The organism is Enterobacter sp. B79-1 (assembly GCF_057444735.1).
The window spans coordinates 1,019,195-1,037,402 of the sequence record NZ_JBYAZJ010000001.1 but is presented as its reverse complement, the minus strand read 5'-3'; the positions used below and the strand labels follow the sequence as shown (position 1 = coordinate 1,037,402).

14 protein-coding genes and 2 tRNA genes are annotated in these 18,208 nt (G+C 57.3%); 9 read left to right on the top strand and 7 right to left on the bottom strand.

What is annotated here, in order from left to right; translation table 11 throughout:
* The first annotated feature begins 114 nt into the window (after nt 1–114).
* Nucleotides 115–753, top strand: coding sequence for an HTH-type transcriptional regulator RutR (gene rutR / locus AC2T6E_RS05075; protein WP_316383382.1), 639 nt, complete (start codon nt 115–117; stop codon nt 751–753).
* Here rutR and AC2T6E_RS05070 read toward each other — a convergent pair.
* Together AC2T6E_RS05070 and putA are read right to left on the bottom strand one after the other, a co-directional pair.
* Nucleotides 750–1,145, bottom strand: a complete 396-nt coding sequence (locus AC2T6E_RS05070) for a lysozyme inhibitor LprI family protein (RefSeq protein WP_120158526.1) — start codon at nt 1,143–1,145, stop codon at nt 750–752. The two genes, rutR and AC2T6E_RS05070, sit on opposite strands and share 4 nt — an antisense overlap.
* Before the next feature lie 51 nt (nt 1,146–1,196).
* The gene (gene putA, locus AC2T6E_RS05065) at nt 1,197–5,159 is read right to left on the bottom strand and encodes a trifunctional transcriptional regulator/proline dehydrogenase/L-glutamate gamma-semialdehyde dehydrogenase (protein WP_486690755.1); all 3,963 of its coding nucleotides are present in this window, start codon (nt 5,157–5,159) and stop codon (nt 1,197–1,199) included.
* Nucleotides 5,160–5,581: 422 nt separating this feature from the next.
* On the opposite strand from putA, the gene putP reads away from it, so the two are divergent.
* On the top strand, nt 5,582–7,090 hold the full coding sequence (putP, locus tag AC2T6E_RS05060; RefSeq protein ID WP_126816767.1) for a sodium/proline symporter PutP: 1,509 nt from the start codon (nt 5,582–5,584) through the stop codon (nt 7,088–7,090).
* A gap of 116 nt (nt 7,091–7,206) precedes the next feature.
* Nucleotides 7,207–7,626 carry a DUF3574 domain-containing protein gene (locus tag AC2T6E_RS05055; protein ID WP_126816766.1) on the top strand — a complete coding sequence of 140 codons (420 nt, stop codon included), beginning with the start codon at nt 7,207–7,209 and terminating at the stop codon, nt 7,624–7,626.
* Nucleotides 7,627–7,707: 81 nt separating this feature from the next.
* On the opposite strand, the gene AC2T6E_RS05050 is transcribed toward AC2T6E_RS05055, so the two are convergent.
* Nucleotides 7,708–8,892, bottom strand: a complete 1,185-nt coding sequence (locus tag AC2T6E_RS05050) for a NupC/NupG family nucleoside CNT transporter (protein WP_174339335.1) — start codon at nt 8,890–8,892, stop codon at nt 7,708–7,710.
* A 251-nt stretch (nt 8,893–9,143) separates the two neighbouring features.
* Between AC2T6E_RS05050 and efeU the strand changes: the two genes are divergently transcribed.
* The 4 genes from efeU to phoH all read left to right on the top strand — a co-directional run bounded on the left by efeU (nt 9,144) and on the right by phoH (nt 13,722).
* Nucleotides 9,144–9,977, top strand: coding sequence for an iron uptake transporter permease EfeU (efeU, locus tag AC2T6E_RS05045; protein ID WP_214594246.1), 834 nt, complete (start codon nt 9,144–9,146; stop codon nt 9,975–9,977).
* A gap of 40 nt (nt 9,978–10,017) precedes the next feature.
* Entirely contained in the window at nt 10,018–11,145 is a 1,128-nt protein-coding gene (gene efeO, locus AC2T6E_RS05040; protein ID WP_126816763.1) for an iron uptake system protein EfeO, read from the top strand.
* A gap of 5 nt (nt 11,146–11,150) precedes the next feature.
* Nucleotides 11,151–12,434: an iron uptake transporter deferrochelatase/peroxidase subunit gene (efeB, locus tag AC2T6E_RS05035; protein ID WP_126816762.1), complete on the top strand. Its 1,284-nt coding sequence runs from the start codon at nt 11,151–11,153 to the stop codon at nt 12,432–12,434.
* Nucleotides 12,435–12,933: 499 nt separating this feature from the next.
* Nucleotides 12,934–13,722: a phosphate starvation-inducible protein PhoH gene (gene phoH / locus AC2T6E_RS05030; protein ID WP_008503509.1), complete on the top strand. Its 789-nt coding sequence runs from the start codon at nt 12,934–12,936 to the stop codon at nt 13,720–13,722.
* Between the two features lie 222 nt (nt 13,723–13,944).
* Here phoH and AC2T6E_RS05025 read toward each other — a convergent pair.
* The 3 genes from AC2T6E_RS05025 to AC2T6E_RS05015 all read right to left on the bottom strand — a co-directional run bounded on the left by AC2T6E_RS05025 (nt 13,945) and on the right by AC2T6E_RS05015 (nt 15,734).
* Nucleotides 13,945–14,032 (bottom strand) — tRNA-Ser (locus AC2T6E_RS05025).
* Nucleotides 14,033–14,169: 137 nt separating this feature from the next.
* Nucleotides 14,170–14,847 carry an isochorismatase family protein gene (locus tag AC2T6E_RS05020; RefSeq protein ID WP_025755865.1) on the bottom strand — a complete coding sequence of 226 codons (678 nt, stop codon included), beginning with the start codon at nt 14,845–14,847 and terminating at the stop codon, nt 14,170–14,172.
* Nucleotides 14,848–14,867: 20 nt separating this feature from the next.
* The gene (locus AC2T6E_RS05015) at nt 14,868–15,734 is read right to left on the bottom strand and encodes a pirin family protein (RefSeq protein ID WP_108418203.1); all 867 of its coding nucleotides are present in this window, start codon (nt 15,732–15,734) and stop codon (nt 14,868–14,870) included.
* 109 nt (nt 15,735–15,843) lie between these two features.
* Between AC2T6E_RS05015 and AC2T6E_RS05010 the strand changes: the two genes are divergently transcribed.
* Nucleotides 15,844–16,749 carry a LysR family transcriptional regulator gene (locus AC2T6E_RS05010; protein ID WP_108418204.1) on the top strand — a complete coding sequence of 302 codons (906 nt, stop codon included), beginning with the start codon at nt 15,844–15,846 and terminating at the stop codon, nt 16,747–16,749.
* A 132-nt stretch (nt 16,750–16,881) separates the two neighbouring features.
* Here AC2T6E_RS05010 and AC2T6E_RS05005 read toward each other — a convergent pair.
* Nucleotides 16,882–16,969, bottom strand: a tRNA-Ser gene (locus AC2T6E_RS05005).
* Nucleotides 16,970–17,201: 232 nt separating this feature from the next.
* Here AC2T6E_RS05005 and ghrA point away from each other — a divergent pair.
* A complete protein-coding gene (ghrA, locus tag AC2T6E_RS05000) occupies nt 17,202–18,140 on the top strand; it encodes a glyoxylate/hydroxypyruvate reductase GhrA (protein WP_486690749.1) in 939 nt (312 codons plus the stop codon).
* Nucleotides 18,141–18,208: the final 68 nt, after the last annotated feature.

The following is an 18,208-nucleotide window of genomic DNA, read 5'->3' as shown; positions in this document are numbered from 1 at the left end:
TGGTCAAAAACATTGCACAGAAAACAGGCATTCATGCGCGATCGGAGTGCAGGATATCGTGGCGAGACGGGGGTTTTGCTATGCTGAGGGCAACGCAGAATAAGGAGAGCGGGAATGACACAAGGCGCAGTGAAAACACCGGGTAAACGTTCGCAGGCGGTGAGTGCGAAAAAGCAGGCTATTCTGAGCGCGGCGCTGGATACGTTTTCGCAATTTGGCATCCACGGCACGCGCCTGGAGCAGGTGGCGGAGCAGTCCGGGGTATCCAAAACCAATCTGCTCTACTACTACCCGTCGAAAGAGGCGCTCTATATTGCGGTGATGCAGCAGATCCTCGATATCTGGCTCGCGCCGCTAAAAGCGTTCCGCGCAGAGCTGGCCCCGCTGGTAGCGATCAAGGAGTACATTCGCCTGAAGCTGGAGGTGTCGCGCGATTATCCGCAGGCATCAAAGCTGTTTTGTCTTGAGATGCTGCAGGGCGCGCCGCTATTGCAGGCGGAACTCACCGGAGATTTAAAACAGCTGGTGGACGATAAGTCGGCCATTATTGCCGGATGGGTCGCCAGCGGTAAACTGGCCCCGGTCGACCCGCATCATCTGATCTTTATGATTTGGGCCTCCACCCAGCATTACGCTGACTTTGCGGCCCAGGTTGAGGCGGTGACCGGTAAAACGCTCCAGGACGAGGCGTTTTTCCAAAGTACGCTGGATAACGTGCAGCGGATGATTATTGAAGGGATCCGCGTGCGCTAGTTTCCCGGAGGGAGAGGGCAGCTTAAGTCGCCCTCTTCACACTGCATCAGCGAGGCCAGAAACGCCTCGCGTTCAACCGTTTTCTCCGCCAGGCACTGGTTAACAATCATTGGCTGGACGCTTCCGCCTTCCGTACCCGAGCCGATAAACGCGCAGTCCGCGTCGCGCAGGGTAATCCACGCCTGCTGCGCTTTTTTCAGCAGGTCGCGCTGAGGGGCGGCCGCGCGTTTGATGGCGGCCTGATAGGTCTGGTTGAGCTTTTTATCGGCAGCCTGGTACTGCTGCGCGCTACAGGTATTCAGCTCAAGCTGGGTGGTCGCTTTGTCGCACTCGTCGGCCAGCGCGCTGGCGCTCATTAGCAGTGCTGCGCCTGCGATAAGAAATCGTTTCATACACTCCCCAATAAAATAAGGCTCCGTCTCCGGAGCCTTATTAGCACAGCGTTAGCCGATTGTCATCAGGCTGGCGTTACCTCCCGCCGCCGCGGTGTTGACGCTGAGCGAGCGCTCAACGTACAGACGCTCCAGCAGCAGGTTGGTTTCCCCGCGCGCAAAGCCCTGCACGGAAACGATGGCACCGCTGCGGGCCGCAACCTGCTCGCACAGTTCGCGCAGCTGGTCGGAATCACCGTGGTAGATCACCGCATCAAACGGCTGCGTCAGCAGCGCATCGGCCTTCGCAAAGCGAATACGGGCCGAGACCGCTTTAGGCAGCTGTTTGGCGAGATCGCGATGCAGCGCATCTTCCGGCCACAGCACTTCACACCCGGTTGCCATTGCGGCAGCCAGCTGCACCAGCGCGTCCTGCTCGTTATCGGCCACGCACAGCACGCGCTCGCGCGGCATCAGCGTCCAGGTGTTGCGCTCGCCGGTTGGGCCCGGCAGCAGACGCTGCGTGCCCGCCTGCGCCAGCTCGCCGTACTGCCGGGCGACGGCACGCAGTTCAGGACGTTTTTCCGCCCAGGCGATCAGCGCCTCCAGCGGCTGGGTCAGCACGGTTTTCACCTGCGTATCCACCGGATAGTGTGCGTCCTGACGCGCCAGGGTCACGCCCAGGGCGTTCTCCGGACGGTTAGCGAGCAGACGGTACAGGTAGAGCGGGCCACCCGCTTTCGGACCGGTGCCGGAGAGACCTTCACCGCCGAACGGCTGCACGCCCACGACCGCGCCAACCATGTTGCGGTTGACGTACAGGTTGCCGACTTTGGCATTGCCGGTGACCTGCGCAATGGTTTCGTCAATACGGGTATGCACGGCGAGCGTCAGGCCGTAGCCGGAGGCGTTGATTTGCTCAACCAGCTCGTTCAGGTTGTTACGGTTGTAGCGCACCACGTGCAGTACCGGACCGAAGACCTCTTTTTTCAGCTCGTCGAAGCTGGCCAGCTCAATCAGCGTTGGCGGCACAAAGGTGCCGGTCCGCCATTCGCGGGCATCTTCGCTGTTCTCGCGCACCGCCTGGAACACCGGACGGCCTTTCGCGCGCATGGTCTGAATGTGGTTTTCGATATTGGCTTTGGCTTCCGCGTCGATCACCGGCCCGATGTCGGTGGTGAGACGGCCCGGGTTGCCCATACGGCATTCGGCCATCGCGCCGCGCAGCATCTTCAGCGTGTGGTCCGCCACGTCGTCCTGCAGGCACAGCACGCGCAGGGCGGAGCAGCGCTGACCTGCGCTGTCGAACGCAGAGGCCAGCACGTCGACCACCACCTGCTCGGTGAGCGCGGAGGAGTCAACGATCATGGCGTTCATCCCGCCGGTTTCCGCGACGAGCGGCGTAGGGCGACCCTGCGCATCCAGACGGGTAGCGATGTTGCGCTGCAGCAGGGAGGCTACTTCGGTCGAACCGGTAAACATCACGCCGCGCACGCGGTTATCGGAGGTCAGCTTAGCGCCGACGGTTTCACCGCGGCCCGGCAGCAGCTGAACCACGCCCGCAGGCACGCCGGCTTCCAGAAGAATGTTGATACCCTGCGCGGCAATCAGCGGAGTCTGCTCTGCCGGTTTTGCCAGCACGCTGTTGCCTGCGGCAAGCGCGGCGGCAATCTGGCCGGTGAAGATCGCCAGCGGGAAGTTCCACGGGCTGATACAGACGACCGGACCCAGCGGACGGTGGGTTTCGTTATCGAAATCATCGCGTACCTGACCGGCGTAGTAGTGCAGGAAATCGACGGCCTCGCGCACTTCGGCGATGGCGTTGCTGAAGGTTTTACCCGCTTCGCGCACCAGAATGCCGATGAGCGACTGCATCTGGTCTTCCATCAGCACTGCGGCGCGTTCCAGAATGGCGGCACGTTCCTGCGGCGGCGTGGCGAACCAGATTGGCGCGTTGTTCACCGCGCTGTCCAGCGCCTGGTCCACCTCGGCTTCGGTGGCTTCACGCACGTAGCCGACGATATCTTTTGGCTCTGCCGGGTTAATGACCGGCTGCATTTCGCCGTCAGCAACGGAATGTTCCAGGATCGGCTTCGCCTGCCATTTCTGCAATGCGCTGTTGAGCAGGGCAGAGGAGAGCGACGCCAGACGATGTTCGTTGGCGAGATCCAGACCCGCCGAGTTGACGCGGCCTGCGCCATACAGCTCGCGCGGCAGGGCAATCTTCGGATGCGGCAGGCCAATCTGGCCTTCCTGCGCCGCCATCTTCTCTACGGCCTGCACCGGATCGGCAACCAGCTCGTCCAGCGGTAGGGTGGTGTCGGCGATGCGGTTAACGAAGGAGGTGTTCGCGCCGTTTTCCAGCAGACGACGCACCAGGTATGCCAGCAGGGTTTCGTGGGTTCCCACCGGGGCATAGATGCGGCACGGGCGGTTCAGCTTGCCGTCCGCCACTTTACCGGTGACCTGCTCGTACAGCGGTTCACCCATGCCGTGCAGGCACTGGAACTCGTACTGGCCCGGATAGTAGTTCTGTCCCGCCAGGCTGTAGATTGCCGCCAGGGTGTGGGCGTTATGGGTAGCGAACTGCGGATAGATCAGGTTCGGCACGCCGAGCAGCTTTTTCGCACAGGCGAGGTAAGAGACGTCGGTGTAAACCTTGCGGGTATAGACCGGGTAGCCTTCCAGACCTTCCATCTGGGCGCGTTTGATTTCGCTGTCCCAGTAGGCGCCTTTCACCAGACGGATCATCAGGCGACGGCGGCTGCGGCTTGCCAGGTCAATCAGGTAATCAATGACGAACGGGCAGCGCTTCTGGTAAGCCTGGATAACGAAGCCGATGCCGTTCCAGCCTGCCAGCTCCGGCTCGAAGCACAGTTTTTCCAGCAGATCGAGGGAGATCTCCAGGCGGTCGGCCTCTTCGGCGTCGATGTTAATGCCGATGTCATACTGGCGCGCCAGCAGGGTCAGGGACTTCAGGCGCGGGTAGAGCTCTTCCATCACCCGGTCGTACTGCGCGCGGCTGTAGCGCGGGTGCAGGGCGGAAAGCTTAATGGAGATGCCCGGGCCTTCGTAAATACCGCGACCGTTGGACGCTTTACCGATGGCGTGAATCGCCTGCTGGTAAGAGACCATGTAGGCCTGCGCGTCGGCGGCGGTCAGCGCCGCTTCGCCCAGCATGTCGTAGGAGTAGCGGAAACCTTTATCTTCCAGCTTGCGGGCGTTCGCTAGCGCTTCGGCAATGGTTTCTCCGGTGACGAACTGCTCGCCCATCAGGCGCATCGCCATGTCCACGCCTTTGCGGATCAGCGGCTCGCCGCTCTTACCGATAATGCGGTTCAGGGAGCGGGAGAGGTTGGCTTCGTTATGGGTGGAGACCAGTTTGCCGGTAAACAGCAGGCCCCAGGTCGCGGCGTTGACGAACAGCGACGGGCTGCGGCCAATGTGGGAATGCCAGTTGCCGTTGCTGATCTTGTCGCGGATGAGCGCATCGCGGGTGGCTTTATCCGGAATACGCAGCAGCGCTTCCGCCAGGCACATCAGCGCCACGCCTTCCTGTGAAGAGAGGGAAAACTCCTGCAGCAGACCCTGAACCATCCCGGCGCGGCCGGTGGCGGTTTTCTGGTTGCGCAGCTTGTCGGCTAACTGATACGCCAGGCTGTGCGCCTGTGCGGCAATGGCTTCCGGCAGACGAGCCTGCTCCAGCAGCATCGGCACGGCGTCGGTTTCGGCGCGGCGGTAGGCGCCGGTAATGGCGGCACGGCTGACGGACTGCGGCAGGATCTGCTCGGCGAATTCGAGGAACGGCTGATGGTTCTCGTCGCCAGCGGCTGGCGCTTCCTCGCTTTCGTTCGCTGCACCGGCCAGCAGGGCAGGCAGTTCCGGCAGACCTTCATCGCTCTCGAGTCTTTCGAGATAGTTAAAAATCGCCTGCTTAATTAACCAGTGCGGCGTGCGGTCAATGCGGGTTGCTGCGGTCTTAATCCGTTCGCGGGTGGCGTCATCCAGCTTAACCCCCATGGTGGTCATACCCATGCCAAAGCTCCTGTTGTTCTTTAATCGTGTTTGGTCGTTAGCGTGAAATATCCCCCATGTTGCAACTTTGTGCAACCGTGTTAAATGTGACCTGGTTTGCAACCCGGAAAATGAATGGATTGTTAACGAATGGTTAGCTGGAAAAACGCACTGGCTTTTGGGCGGGAAGCCTGTTTTTATGCGGGAGTTAACACTTTTAAAAGGTGCAACCCGTAAAAGCGTGAGCGAGTGCAACCTATAGGAAACTCGTATCAAACCAGGGATGAAATTGATGTAAATGCAGTGTTAAATCGTTTGTCAGCGGGATGCGCATACGGCAGGATAGCGCGCCCAACAGAAACACAAGATACATTCACCTCGTTCCGGTGATCATATAACAAGGCAGCCCGGATGGTTGTCGCTCGACATTTTGGAGAATTTGAATGGCTATTAGCACACCGATGCTGGTGACATTTCTCGTTTATATATTTGGCATGATCCTGATAGGGTTTTTGGCATGGCGTTCAACAAAGAACTTTGACGACTACATTCTGGGCGGACGCAGTTTAGGCCCAATGGTGACCGCGCTCTCTGCGGGCGCTTCCGATATGAGCGGCTGGCTGTTGATGGGCCTGCCGGGCGCGATTTTCATCTCCGGTATCTCTGAAAGCTGGATCGCCATCGGCCTGACCGTCGGCGCGTGGATCAACTGGAAGCTGGTGGCAGGCCGTCTGCGCGTGCATACCGAGGCCAACAATAACGCCCTGACGCTGCCGGATTACTTCACCGGACGCTTTGAAGATAACAGCCGCGTTCTGCGCATTATCTCCGCGGTAGTTATTCTGCTGTTCTTCACCATCTACTGTGCCTCCGGCATCGTGGCCGGCGCGCGCCTGTTCGAAAGCACTTTCGGCATGAGCTATGAAACCGCTCTGTGGGCCGGTGCGGCGGCGACCATCCTCTATACCTTTGTGGGCGGTTTCCTTGCCGTGAGCTGGACCGACACCGTGCAGGCGAGCCTGATGATCTTCGCCCTGATCCTGACCCCGGTGATTGTGATTTTCACCGTTGGCGGCTTTGGCGATTCGCTGGAAGTGATCAAGCAGAAGAGCATTGAGAACGTCGACATGCTGAAAGGACTGAACTTCGTTGCCATCGTCTCCTTGATGGGCTGGGGCCTGGGCTACTTCGGTCAGCCGCATATTCTGGCGCGCTTCATGGCGGCGGATTCTCACCACACCATCGTTCATGCCCGTCGCATCAGCATGACGTGGATGATCCTCTGTCTGGCGGGCGCGTGTGCGGTCGGCTTCTTCGGTATCGCGTACTTCAACAACAACCCGGCGCAGGCGGGCGCGGTCAACCAGAACGCCGAGCGCGTGTTCATCGAGCTGGCGCAGATACTGTTTAACCCGTGGATTGCCGGTATCCTGCTCTCGGCGATCCTGGCGGCGGTGATGTCCACCCTAAGCTGCCAACTGCTGGTCTGCTCCAGTGCGATCACCGAAGACCTCTACAAAGCCTTCCTGCGTAAAAACGCGAGCCAGAAAGAGCTGGTCTGGGTAGGGCGCTTTATGGTGCTGGTGGTGGCGCTGATTGCCATCGCGCTGGCGGCTAACCCGAATAACCGCGTGCTGGGTCTGGTGAGCTATGCCTGGGCGGGCTTCGGTGCTGCGTTTGGTCCGGTCGTGCTGTTCTCCGTGCTGTGGTCACGTATGACCCGTAACGGCGCGCTGGCGGGGATGATTATCGGTGCGGTGACCGTTATCGTCTGGAAACAGTTCGCGTGGCTGGGCCTGTACGAAATCATTCCGGGCTTCATCTTCGGCAGCATCGGCATCGTGGTGTTCAGCCTGCTGGGTAAAGCACCGTCTGCTTCTATGCAGAAACGCTTTGCTGAAGCCGACGCGCACTACCACACTGCGCCGCCTTCTAAGCTTCAGGCAGAATAATTTTTCTCGCTGCACAATGCGGGCCGGGTGAGCGCAAGCGCACCCGGCTTTTTTCTTGCCAAAATCCGTAATTTCCTGTGATATCCATGTGCTTATAACAATGAGGATAGCGAAGCATGACAATCAAAACAGGGTTAATGGCGGCGGCACTATTGATGCTCGCTGGCTGCACGGTGCCATCGCAGCACGCGGCGGTAGAGACCTGCAAAGCGGGTAACCAGATGCAGCAAACCACGCTCTATTTCGGCTTAAATCGTCCTGCCGGGGCGCAGATTACCGGCAACGAATGGCAACAGTTTGTTGATCAGGACGTGACGCCGCGTTTCCGCGATGGCTTAACGGTATTTGATGCGCGCGGCCAGTGGCTTGGGAACGACGGGAAAGTGGCGCGTGAGCCGAGCAAGGCATTGATGCTGATCCACGGTAAAGATGCGCAGAGCGAGAAGAACATCGAAGCGTTACGCGGGATTTATAAATCACGCTTCGCGCAGGAGTCGGTGATGCGGGTCGACCAGCCGGTGTGCGTGCAGTTTTAATGAAAACGGCGGGATAACCCGCCGTTGTTGTATCGTAGTTGTTTTGTAGGCCGGGATCGCTGCGCGCCACCCGGCATTGCATCAGAGCACCAACCCCGCAAAGCTCGCCGACAGCAGGCTTACCAGCGTCGCGCCGTACACCAGACGCAGACCAAACCGCGATACCACGTTGCCCTGCTGCTCGTTCAGGCCCTTAATCGCCCCGGCCACAATGCCGATGGACGCGAAGTTCGCGAACGACACCAGGAAGACGGACAAAATACCCAGCCCACGAGGGGACATCTGATGGGCGATTTTTTGCAGCTCGATCATCGCCACAAATTCATTCGCTACCAGCTTGGTTGCCATAATACTGCCCGCGTTTAAGGCATCGCTCAGCGGGATCCCCACCAGCCAGGCCAGGGGATAAAACACATAGCCCAGGATCTGCTGGAAGCTCATGCCAAATACGCTGGAGAAGAGGGCGTTAACGGCGCTAATAAGGGCGATAAAACCAATCAGCATCGCCAGAATAATCATCGCCACCTTAAAACCGGCCAGAATATACTCGCCGAGCATTTCGAAGAAGCTCTGTGATTCATGCAGCTTTTCGAGCTTGATATCCGGCTCCGCTTCCGGGCGCGCCGGGTTGATGACGGAGAGAATAATAAAGGTGCTGAACATATTCAGAATAAGCGCCGCGACGACAAATTTGGCGTCGAGCATGGTCATATAGGCACCGACTATCGACAGGGAGACCGTCGACATGGCCGTGGCCGCCATGGTGAAGAGACGACGAGAGGAGAGATCCCCCAGCACGCCTTTGTAGGCAATGAAGTTTTCCGACTGACCGAGGATCAGCGAACTTACCGCGTTAAAGGATTCCAGCTTGCCCATACCGTTCAGTTTTGACAGCAGTGTACCGATGACGCGAATAAAAATTGGCAGGATCCGCCAGTGCTGAAGAATACCAATCAGTGCGGAAATAAAAATAATCGGACACAGCACGCCGAGGAAAATGAAGGCCAGCCCTTTTTCACCCATTCCGCCAAAGACGAAATTCGTCCCTTCGGCCGCAAATTTAAGCAGCGATTCAAAGAAACCGGAGACATATTTAATAATAAAAAGTCCACTTTCTGCATGCAGGAAAAAGAATGCCAGCGCGATTTCAATAACAATCAGCTGTACAACAAAACGAATGCGAATTTTTCGGCGGTCGAAACTCACCAGCCAGGCAAGCGCAAGAATAATCACCAGCGCCAGCAGGAAATGGATAATCTTAAACATGGTTTATTTTCAGTTAGTTTTCGAGGTGGATATTTAGCCACAGCGCTGATTAACCGTAAATGGGCATTTTCGTTATAACTTATAAACGCAATCGTAACGGATGGAATTATTATCCTGCGATGCGGTTACAACTCGTCATCAAAAGGCCACATATTTCGCTTGTTTTTCTTCTTGCCGTAATGATAATCACTATCACAAGAATTTACCTTTCTTTGCATCAGTTGACCGCGATAAACATTTAAGGTGTCGGCATGTTTGTTCCATTTCTCATTATGTTACGTGAAGGCCTTGAAGCGGCCCTGATTGTCAGCCTTATCGCCAGCTATCTGAAGCGAACCCAGCGCGGACGCTGGATTGGCGTCATGTGGGTTGGCGTCTTCCTTGCCGCGGCGCTCTGCCTGGGCCTGGGCATCCTCATCAATGAAACCACCGGCGAATTCCCGCAGAAAGAACAAGAGCTGTTCGAAGGGATCGTCGCCGTGATTGCGGTGGTGATCCTCACCTGGATGGTGTTCTGGATGCGCAAGGTTTCCCGCAACGTGAAGGTGCAACTGGAGCAGGCGGTGGATAACGCGCTGCAAAAGGGCAATAACCACGGCTGGGCGCTGATCGGGATGGTTTTCTTTGCCGTTGCGCGTGAGGGGCTGGAATCGGTCTTCTTCCTGCTGGCGGCGTTTCAACAGGATGTCGGCATCTGGCCGCCGGTTGGCGCGATGCTCGGGCTGGCAACCGCGGTAGTGCTGGGCTTTCTGCTCTACTGGGGCGGTATTCGTCTCAATCTGGGCGCCTTCTTCAAGTGGACCAGCCTGTTTATTCTTCTGGTGGCGGCAGGGCTGGCGGCAGGGGCGATACGCGCCTTCCACGAAGCGGGCCTGTGGAACCACTTCCAGGACGTGGCATTCGATCTCAGCAACGTTCTCTCCACCCATTCACTGGCCGGCACCCTGCTCGAAGGTATCTTCGGCTACCAGGAAACGCCGAGCGTCAGCGAAGTGGCGATGTACTTTATCTATCTGGTTCCGGCGCTGGTGCTGTTCGCTATGCCGCCGCGTACCGGCACCCAGGCGTCGCGCGTTGCGCCGTAATGTGTAATTTAGTTACAACATACTTTTAAAGGGAAGAGTCATGGCAATTCAGTTCCGTCGTAGTGCGTTATGCGCAGGCATTGCCGCGCTGTTCGCTTCTTCATTCTCTGCCTGGGGCGCTGATGTTCCTCAGGTCAAAGTGACCGTCAATGATAAACAGTGCGAGCCGATGACCATCACGGTCAACAGCGGCAAAACCCAGTTTATCATCCAGAACCACAGCCAGAAGGCGCTGGAGTGGGAGATCCTCAAAGGCGTAATGGTGGTGGAAGAGCGTGAAAACATCGCCCCTGGCTTCAGCCAGAAGATGACCGCCAACCTACAGCCGGGTGAATACGACATGACCTGCGGCCTGCTGACCAATCCGAAAGGCAAGCTGATCGTCAAGGGCAACGCCACGAAGGATGCCGCGAAAGGCGAAGCGCTGCTGAGCCTGGGCGAGGCCATCACCGCCTATAAAGCCTACGTCACTAAAGAGACGGCGGACCTGGTTGCGGGCACCAAAGCCTTCACCGATGCGGTGAAAGCCGGGGATATCGAAAAAGCGAAATCCCTGTACGCGCCAACCCGTCAGCACTACGAGCGCATCGAGCCGATTGCCGAGCTGTTCTCTGACCTCGATGGTAGCATCGATGCCCGTGAGGACGATTACGAGCAGAAGGCCGCCGATCCAAAATTTACCGGCTTCCACCGACTGGAAAAAGCCCTGTTTGGCGACAACTCCACCAAAGGGATGGAGAAATACGCCGGGCAGCTGAACGGCGACGTGCTGGAGCTGCAAAAGCGCATCAGCGAGCTGGCCTTCCCGCCGTCGAAAGTGGTTGGCGGCGCGGCCGGTCTGATTGAAGAAGTGGCTGCAAGCAAAATCAGCGGTGAAGAAGATCGCTACAGCCACACCGACCTGTGGGACTTCCAGGCCAACGTTGACGGCGCGCAGAAAATTGTCGATCTGCTGCGTCCCCAACTGCAAAAAGAGAACAGCGAACTGCTGGCCAAAGTGGATGCCAACTTCAAAAAAGTCGACACCATCCTGGCGAAGTACCGCACCAAAGACGGGTTCGAAACCTATGACAAACTGACCGACGCTGACCGTAACGCGCTGAAAGGCCCGATTACCACCCTGGCGGAAGATCTCTCCCTGCTGCGCGGCGTTCTGGGTCTGGACTAAGCACGATGAACAAGCATGACGAGCACGACGTGGCCGAACCTTCCCGACGTCGTTTGTTAAAAGGAGTAGGGGCGCTGGGCGGCGCGCTTGCCCTGGCAGGCGGCTGCCCGGTGGCGCATGCGGCTAAACCGCAGAGTGCCCCCGGCACGCTGTCGCCGGATGCGCGCATGGAGACGCAGCCGTTTTATGGCGAGCATCAGGCGGGCATTCTGACGCCGCAGCAGGCCTCCATGATGCTGGTGGCGTTTGATTCGCTGGCCAGCGATAAAGCCGATCTGGTGCGTCTGTTCCGCCTGCTGACAACGCGTATTGCGTTTCTCACCGCGGGCGGTCCGGCACCGGAAACGCCAAATCCGCGTTTGCCGCCGATGGACTCCGGTATTCTCGGGGCGTTTATCGCCCCGGATAACCTGACCATTACCGTGTCGGTGGGCGAGTCGTTGTTTGATGACCGCTACGGCCTGGCAAAACAGAAGCCGAAAGCGCTGCAAAAAATGACGCGCTTTCCAAATGATTCCCTCGACGCGGCGCTGTGCCACGGCGATCTGCTCCTGCAGATTTGCGCCAATACCCAGGACACGGTGATCCACGCCCTGCGCGATATCATCAAGCACACGCCGGATCTGCTGAGCGTGCGCTGGAAGCGGGAAGGGTTTATCTCTGACCACGCTGCCCGCAGTAAAGGCAAAGAGACGCCGGTGAACCTGCTGGGCTTTAAGGACGGCACGGCCAACCCCAACAGCAGCGATGCGGCGCTGATGAAAGACGTGGTGTGGGTGACAGCGGACCAGGGTGAACCGGCGTGGGCGGTGGGCGGCAGCTACCAGGCGGTGCGCATTATTCAGTTCCACGTGGAGTTCTGGGACCGCACGCCGCTGAAAGAGCAGCAGACCATATTCGGCCGCGACAAGCAGAGCGGGGCGCCGCTGGGCATGCAGCACGAGCACGATGTGCCGGACTACGCGAGCGATCCTGACGGGAATACCATCGCGCTCGACAGCCACATTCGCCTTGCGAACCCGCGCACCAAAGAGACGCAGTCGAGCCTGATGATGCGTCGTGGCTACAGCTATTCGTTAGGCGTGACCAACTCTGGTCAGCTTGATATGGGGCTGCTGTTTGTCTGCTATCAGCACGATCTGGAGAAAGGGTTCCTCACCGTACAGAAGCGGTTAAACGGCGAAGCGCTGGAAGAGTATATTAAGCCCATCGGCGGCGGTTATTTCTTTGCCCTGCCTGGCCCGCGCGACCGGAACGCGTACCTCGCTCAAGGGCTGATCGAAGCCTGATAATCGTCCCTGCGATAGTTCGCGGGGACATTATTTTTTCATATGACTATCTTGTTGTTATATTTCTGTAATATTTCTATATAAGACTGAATCCACTGCAGGTGCAGTCTTAAAAGTTGCATTCAGGTAAAATAAATGTTGCATTTATGATAACTCCTGATGTACTTAAGATAAGACAGCGGTAGTTCCCGGCAGTGATGCTGAATCACTATGGAGATCGCGAATGGTTGGGTCCTATACTGGACAAGGTAAACATAACAACCGCAGCACCCGGCGCGGAGGCTCAGACTCCGGCAGCGATTTCCTCACCACTAAATTCTCCCCTTCACCTCAAGAATCTGATTCCACCGACGTGCAGACTGGTGCGCGTAGCTATTCTGTATCGTCATCCGGTAAAGCAAGCAATGGCTTACAAGGAAGCCAACCCTCTGATGTTCGTGCGCATAATCGTGCCGAAGCTGGCGCGTGTGATGAATACCAACAACTCAAGGTGCTATCCATGGGAAGACAAAAAGCAGTGATCAAAGCTCGTCGCGAAGCAAAACGTGTGCTGAGACGGGATTCACGTAGCCATAAACAGCGTGAAGAAGAATCGGTCACCTCGCTTGTGCAGATGAGTGGCGTAGAAGCAATTGGCATGGCCCGAGACAGCCGTGATAATTCTCCAATTGTTGCGCGCAATGAGGCTCAAGCGCACTACCTGAATGCTATCGAGAGTAAACAGCTCATCTTTGCAACCGGTGAAGCCGGATGCGGGAAAACCTGGATTAGTGCAGCCAAAGCGGCAGAAGCGCTGATCCATAAGGACGTGGAGCGCATTATTGTTACCCGTCCGGTACTGCAAGCTGATGAAGATCTCGGCTTCTTGCCCGGAGATATTTCGGAGAAGTTTGCCCCGTACTTCAGGCCCGTTTATGACGTGCTGGTGAAGCGACTGGGTGCATCCTTTATGCAGTACTGCCTGCGACCAGAGATTGGCAAGGTGGAAATCGCGCCGTTCGCCTATATGCGCGGACGTACATTTGAAAATGCGGTCGTTATTCTTGACGAGGCTCAGAACGTGACCGCAGCGCAAATGAAAATGTTCTTAACGCGCCTCGGGGAGAACGTGACGGTTATCGTTAACGGCGATATTACCCAGTGTGATCTGCCGTCCGGCGTGAAATCCGGATTAAGCGACGCCATGTCACGTTTTGAGGAAGATGAGATGATTGGGGTGGTACGTTTCACCAAAGATGACTGCGTGCGCTCGGCGCTCTGTCAGCGCACGCTGCAAGCGTATTATTGAGTTCGCTGTTGTGTTCAAGGCCCGGGAAACCGGGCTTTGTTTTTTGTGCGGGCTTTTTGTTGGGTGGCGCTGCGCTTACCCGACCTACAATACCCGTAGGCCTGGTAAGCGCAGCGCCACCAGGCATAAAGAGCGCAGGGAGTTCCAGGGTTCGAATCCCCCCGCAGGCGTGCAACATGCAAAAAAAAAGCCCGCATTTTCATGCGAGCTCTTCTTTAAATATGGCGGTGAGGGGGGGATTCGAACCCCCGATACGTTGCCGTATACACACTTTCCAGGCGTGCTCCTTCAGCCACTCGGACACCTCACCATATTGTTTTGCTGCCTGACCGCTTGGGGGGCAACGGGGCGCTACTATAGGGAGTTGCGCTAAAACGGTCAAGCAGATTTTCTGTATTCGTGTGCGTTCGGTTAAGCCTTAATCAGCTCTTGTCGCAGCACGGGTTATTAACGCTGTGAATCGAGCACTTCGCTGTTTTTCACCACTTCCTGTGCTTTGCCGTAGCTTTCGATCAACAGCTGATAAGCAGGGAAGATATGGGTGTATACCTCAGCCCACTCAGCCGCGTCTTCACGATTCCATGTCCGCTGGATCTCAGAGGCCACCGCCGCCGTATCCATTGGCACCACGCCAGCCTGAACGACTCGTGCCAGGGTGATCTCCTGCGCCATCTTACTGTAGGTGCCGGAGGCATCAATCACCGCAAACACTTTATAGCCATCCGCCACCGCGCTGATCGACGGGAAGGCCATGCAGACGCTGGTGATAGTGCCCGCGATAATCAACGTTTTACGTCCGGTCGCTTTCACCGCGGCCACGAACTCCGGGTTGTCCCAGGCGTTGATCTCACCTTTACGGGCAACATACTGCGCATGCGGTGCGTTGGCGTGGATCTCCGGGATCAGCGGTCCGTTCGGCCCCTGTGGTACGGACGCCGTAGTGATAACCGGGATCTTCGCCAGGGTAGCGATTTTCGCTAACGCCGCCGCACGAGCACGCAGCTCCGGCATTGGCATGTCACCGACGGTCTGGAACAGACCGCTCTGGTGATCGATAAGCAACATCACCGCATCGTTAACATCAATGACCGGACGTGCTCCATTAAAATTGGCAGGTGTAGACATGTTCTTCTCCTTTATTACGATTACGATCGGATCTGGCCGAAGCGGCCGGAGTTGAAATCACGAATAGCTTCCGCGATCTCGGTTTTAGTGTTCATCACAAACGGGCCATAGCCGACGATGGGTTCATTGAGTGGCGCGCCGGCCATCAGCAGCACTTTGGCATCGCTGCTTGCCTCAAGGTGCAGTTTGTCGCCTTCCTGACTCAGCACCACCAACTGGGCTTCTCCCGCCTGAGCAGTGCCATTCACCGTAACGTGACCTTCCAGCACCACCAGCGCCGTGCTCCAGCCCTCCGGCTGAGCGAGCGTAAGATGGCTTCCCTGATTAAGGGCAAGATCCCAGACGTTCAGCGGCGAAAAGGTGTGCGCAGGGCCGGTAATAGCGTCGTAGCGTCCGGCGATAACCCGCACCGTTCCGCTGTTGTCCGGTAACGCCACAACCGGGATGTCGCTTTTGGTGATGCTCTGGTAGCCCGGCGTCGCCATTTTGTCTTTGGCTGGCAGGTTGACCCAAAGCTGCATCATTTTCAGTTCGCCGCCTTTCTGCGAGAACGCGCTGGAGTGGAACTCCTCGTGCAGGATGCCTGCACCTGCCGTCATCCACTGCACGTCGCCGGGGCCAATGACGCCACCTTTACCCGTGGAGTCGCGATGCTCCACTTCACCGGAATAGACGATGGTGACCGTTTCAAAACCCCGGTGGGGGTGTTGGCCTACGCCGCGTTTCGCCCCATCTGCCGGAAAGGTGTACGGACCTGCGTAATCCAGCAGCAGGAACGGACTCAGCGGCTCGCCGTGGGTTTGATAAGAAAACATCGAACGAACCGGGAAACCATCGCCAACCCAGTGCTGGCGGGGAGCGGTATAAACGCCTGTTACGTTTTTCATGATTAACTCCTGATGTTCTGTTGATGTAATTAGCTTATATTCAGAGTTAATATCCCGGTAGATAGTGAAAATGGCATTCACTGTTCCGAAAATAGAACGATGGGGTTTTATGCAGGATCTCAATGACTTTGTCTGGTTTGTGAAGGTGGTCGACCATGGTGGGTTTGCGGCGGCGGGAAGGGCGCTAGACCAACCCAAGTCCAAACTGAGCCGCAGGATCGCGCAGCTGGAAGAGCGGCTTGGCGTGCGGTTGATACAGCGCACTACGCGGCAGTTTACGGTGACGGAAGTGGGGCAGACCTTCTATCAGCACTGTAAGGCGATGCTGATAGAAGCAGAAGCGGCAGAGGAGGCCGTTGCTGCGCTGCAGGCTGAGCCGCGCGGCGTCGTCAGGATCACCTGTCCCGTCACGTTACTGCACGTCCACGTAGGACCGATGCTGGCACGGTTTATGGCGCGCTACCCGGGGATTAATCTCCAGCTTGAGGCCACCAATCGGCGGGTCGATCTTGTGGGCGAAGGCATTGATGTGGCGATCCGCGTACGTCCGCGTCCGTTTGATGACAGCGATCTGGTCTTAAGGGTGCTGGCTGACAGGGGGCATTGCCTGGTGGCGAGTCAGCAGTTGATTGAACGTATGGGTAAACCTCGAATGCCTTCTGAGCTCAGTGAATGGCCTGGTTTAAGTATGGGGGCCGGTAAACAGGTGCATAAATGGGAACTCAGTGGTCCAGAGGGGGCGAAAGCGGAGATCCACTACGCACCGCGCTTTATTACCACCGACATGCTGGCACTGCGGGAAGCGGCGATGGCGGGCGTGGGCGTTGTGCAGTTGCCGATATTGATGGTGAAGGATCAGCTTGCGTCAGGGGAACTGGTACGGGTGCTGGACGCGTGGGAACCCCGACGGGAAGTGATTCACGCAGTTTATCCTTCACGGCGCGGCATGCTGCCGTCGGTCAGGACGCTGGTAGATTTTCTGACCGAAGAGTATGCGCGGATGGTGGAGGAGTAGTTTTTCGTAGGTCGGGTAAGCGCAGCGCCACCCGACATGAGTTTCGCACAGAGCCGAAAGGTTCGAATCCCCTGCAGGCGTGCAATATGCGAAAAAAAAGCCCGCATTTTCATGCGAGCTCTTCTTCAAATATGGCGGTGAGGGGGGGATTCGAACCCCCGATACGTTGCCGTATACACACTTTCCAGGCGTGCTCCTTCAGCCACTCGGACACCTCACCATATTGTCATCCCGTTGTTGCCGGGACGGGCGCTAATGTAAGGAAAAGCCGAACTGGCGTCAACTCACTTTTTCAGTAATTTAGCGCGTTTAGACAAACTTCAAGCAACCTGACTCCTAAATGTGCACAAAGCGCCTCTTTTATCAGCAACGCGGTTTCCTGATAAATTTGTTATGCTGGCAATCCATTTGAAAATGAAAACAAAACAGCGCACTAAAAGGCAGGAATGACCATGGATATTCTCTTCTATCACCCTACATTTGATACCGCTTACTGGATTGACGCACTTTCGGCGGCGCTGCCCGGCGCACGCGTACGCGAGTGGAAGCGTGGCGATAATGAACATGCCGACTATGCGCTGGTCTGGCACCCGCCGGTTGAGATGCTGCAGGGCCGCAAGCTGAAGGCGGTTTTCGCCCTGGGCGCGGGCGTTGATTCGATCCTCAGTAAATTGAAAGCGCATCCAGAAATGCTGCCTGACAATATTCCGCTGTTCCGTCTTGAAGATACGGGAATGGGCCAGCAGATGCAGGAGTATGCCGTGAGCCAGGTGCTGCACTGGTTCCGCCGCTTCGACGATTATCAGGCCTTTAAACAGCAATCCCACTGGGAGCCGCTGCCGGATTATCGACATGAAGATTTTATCGTTGGGATCCTCGGCGCGGGTGTGCTCGGCTCAAAAGTGGCAGAAGCACTTGCCCCGTGGGGCTTCCCGCTACGTTGCTGGAGCCGCAGCCGTAAGGATTATCCGGGCGTCGAGAGTTTTGCCGGAACGGATGAGCTTCCTGCGTTCCTGAAAGGGACTCGCGTGCTTATCAACCTGCTGCCGAATACCGCCGAAACGGTGGGCATTATCAATAGCACTCTCCTGAACCAGTTAGCCGAGCAGAGCTATTTGATGAACCTCGCGCGCGGGGTCCATGTCGTGGAGGGCGATCTGCTGAGCGCGCTGGACAGCGGAAAGCTTAAAGGTGCCATGCTGGACGTTTACAGCCGTGAGCCACTGCCAGCGGAAAGCCCGCTGTGGGCGCACCCGCGCGTCGCGATGACGCCACACGTGGCTGCCGTGACGCGTCCGGCAGAAGCGGTGGCATACATATCCCATACCATCAGCGAAATGGAAAAGGGTAACGCGGTCACTGGACAGGTCGACAGACAGCGCGGCTACTAACGGAAACCCGGCGTTCGCCGGGTTTTTGCTAATATTCGCCGCTGATAACTGCTATCCTTTGGAAAAAC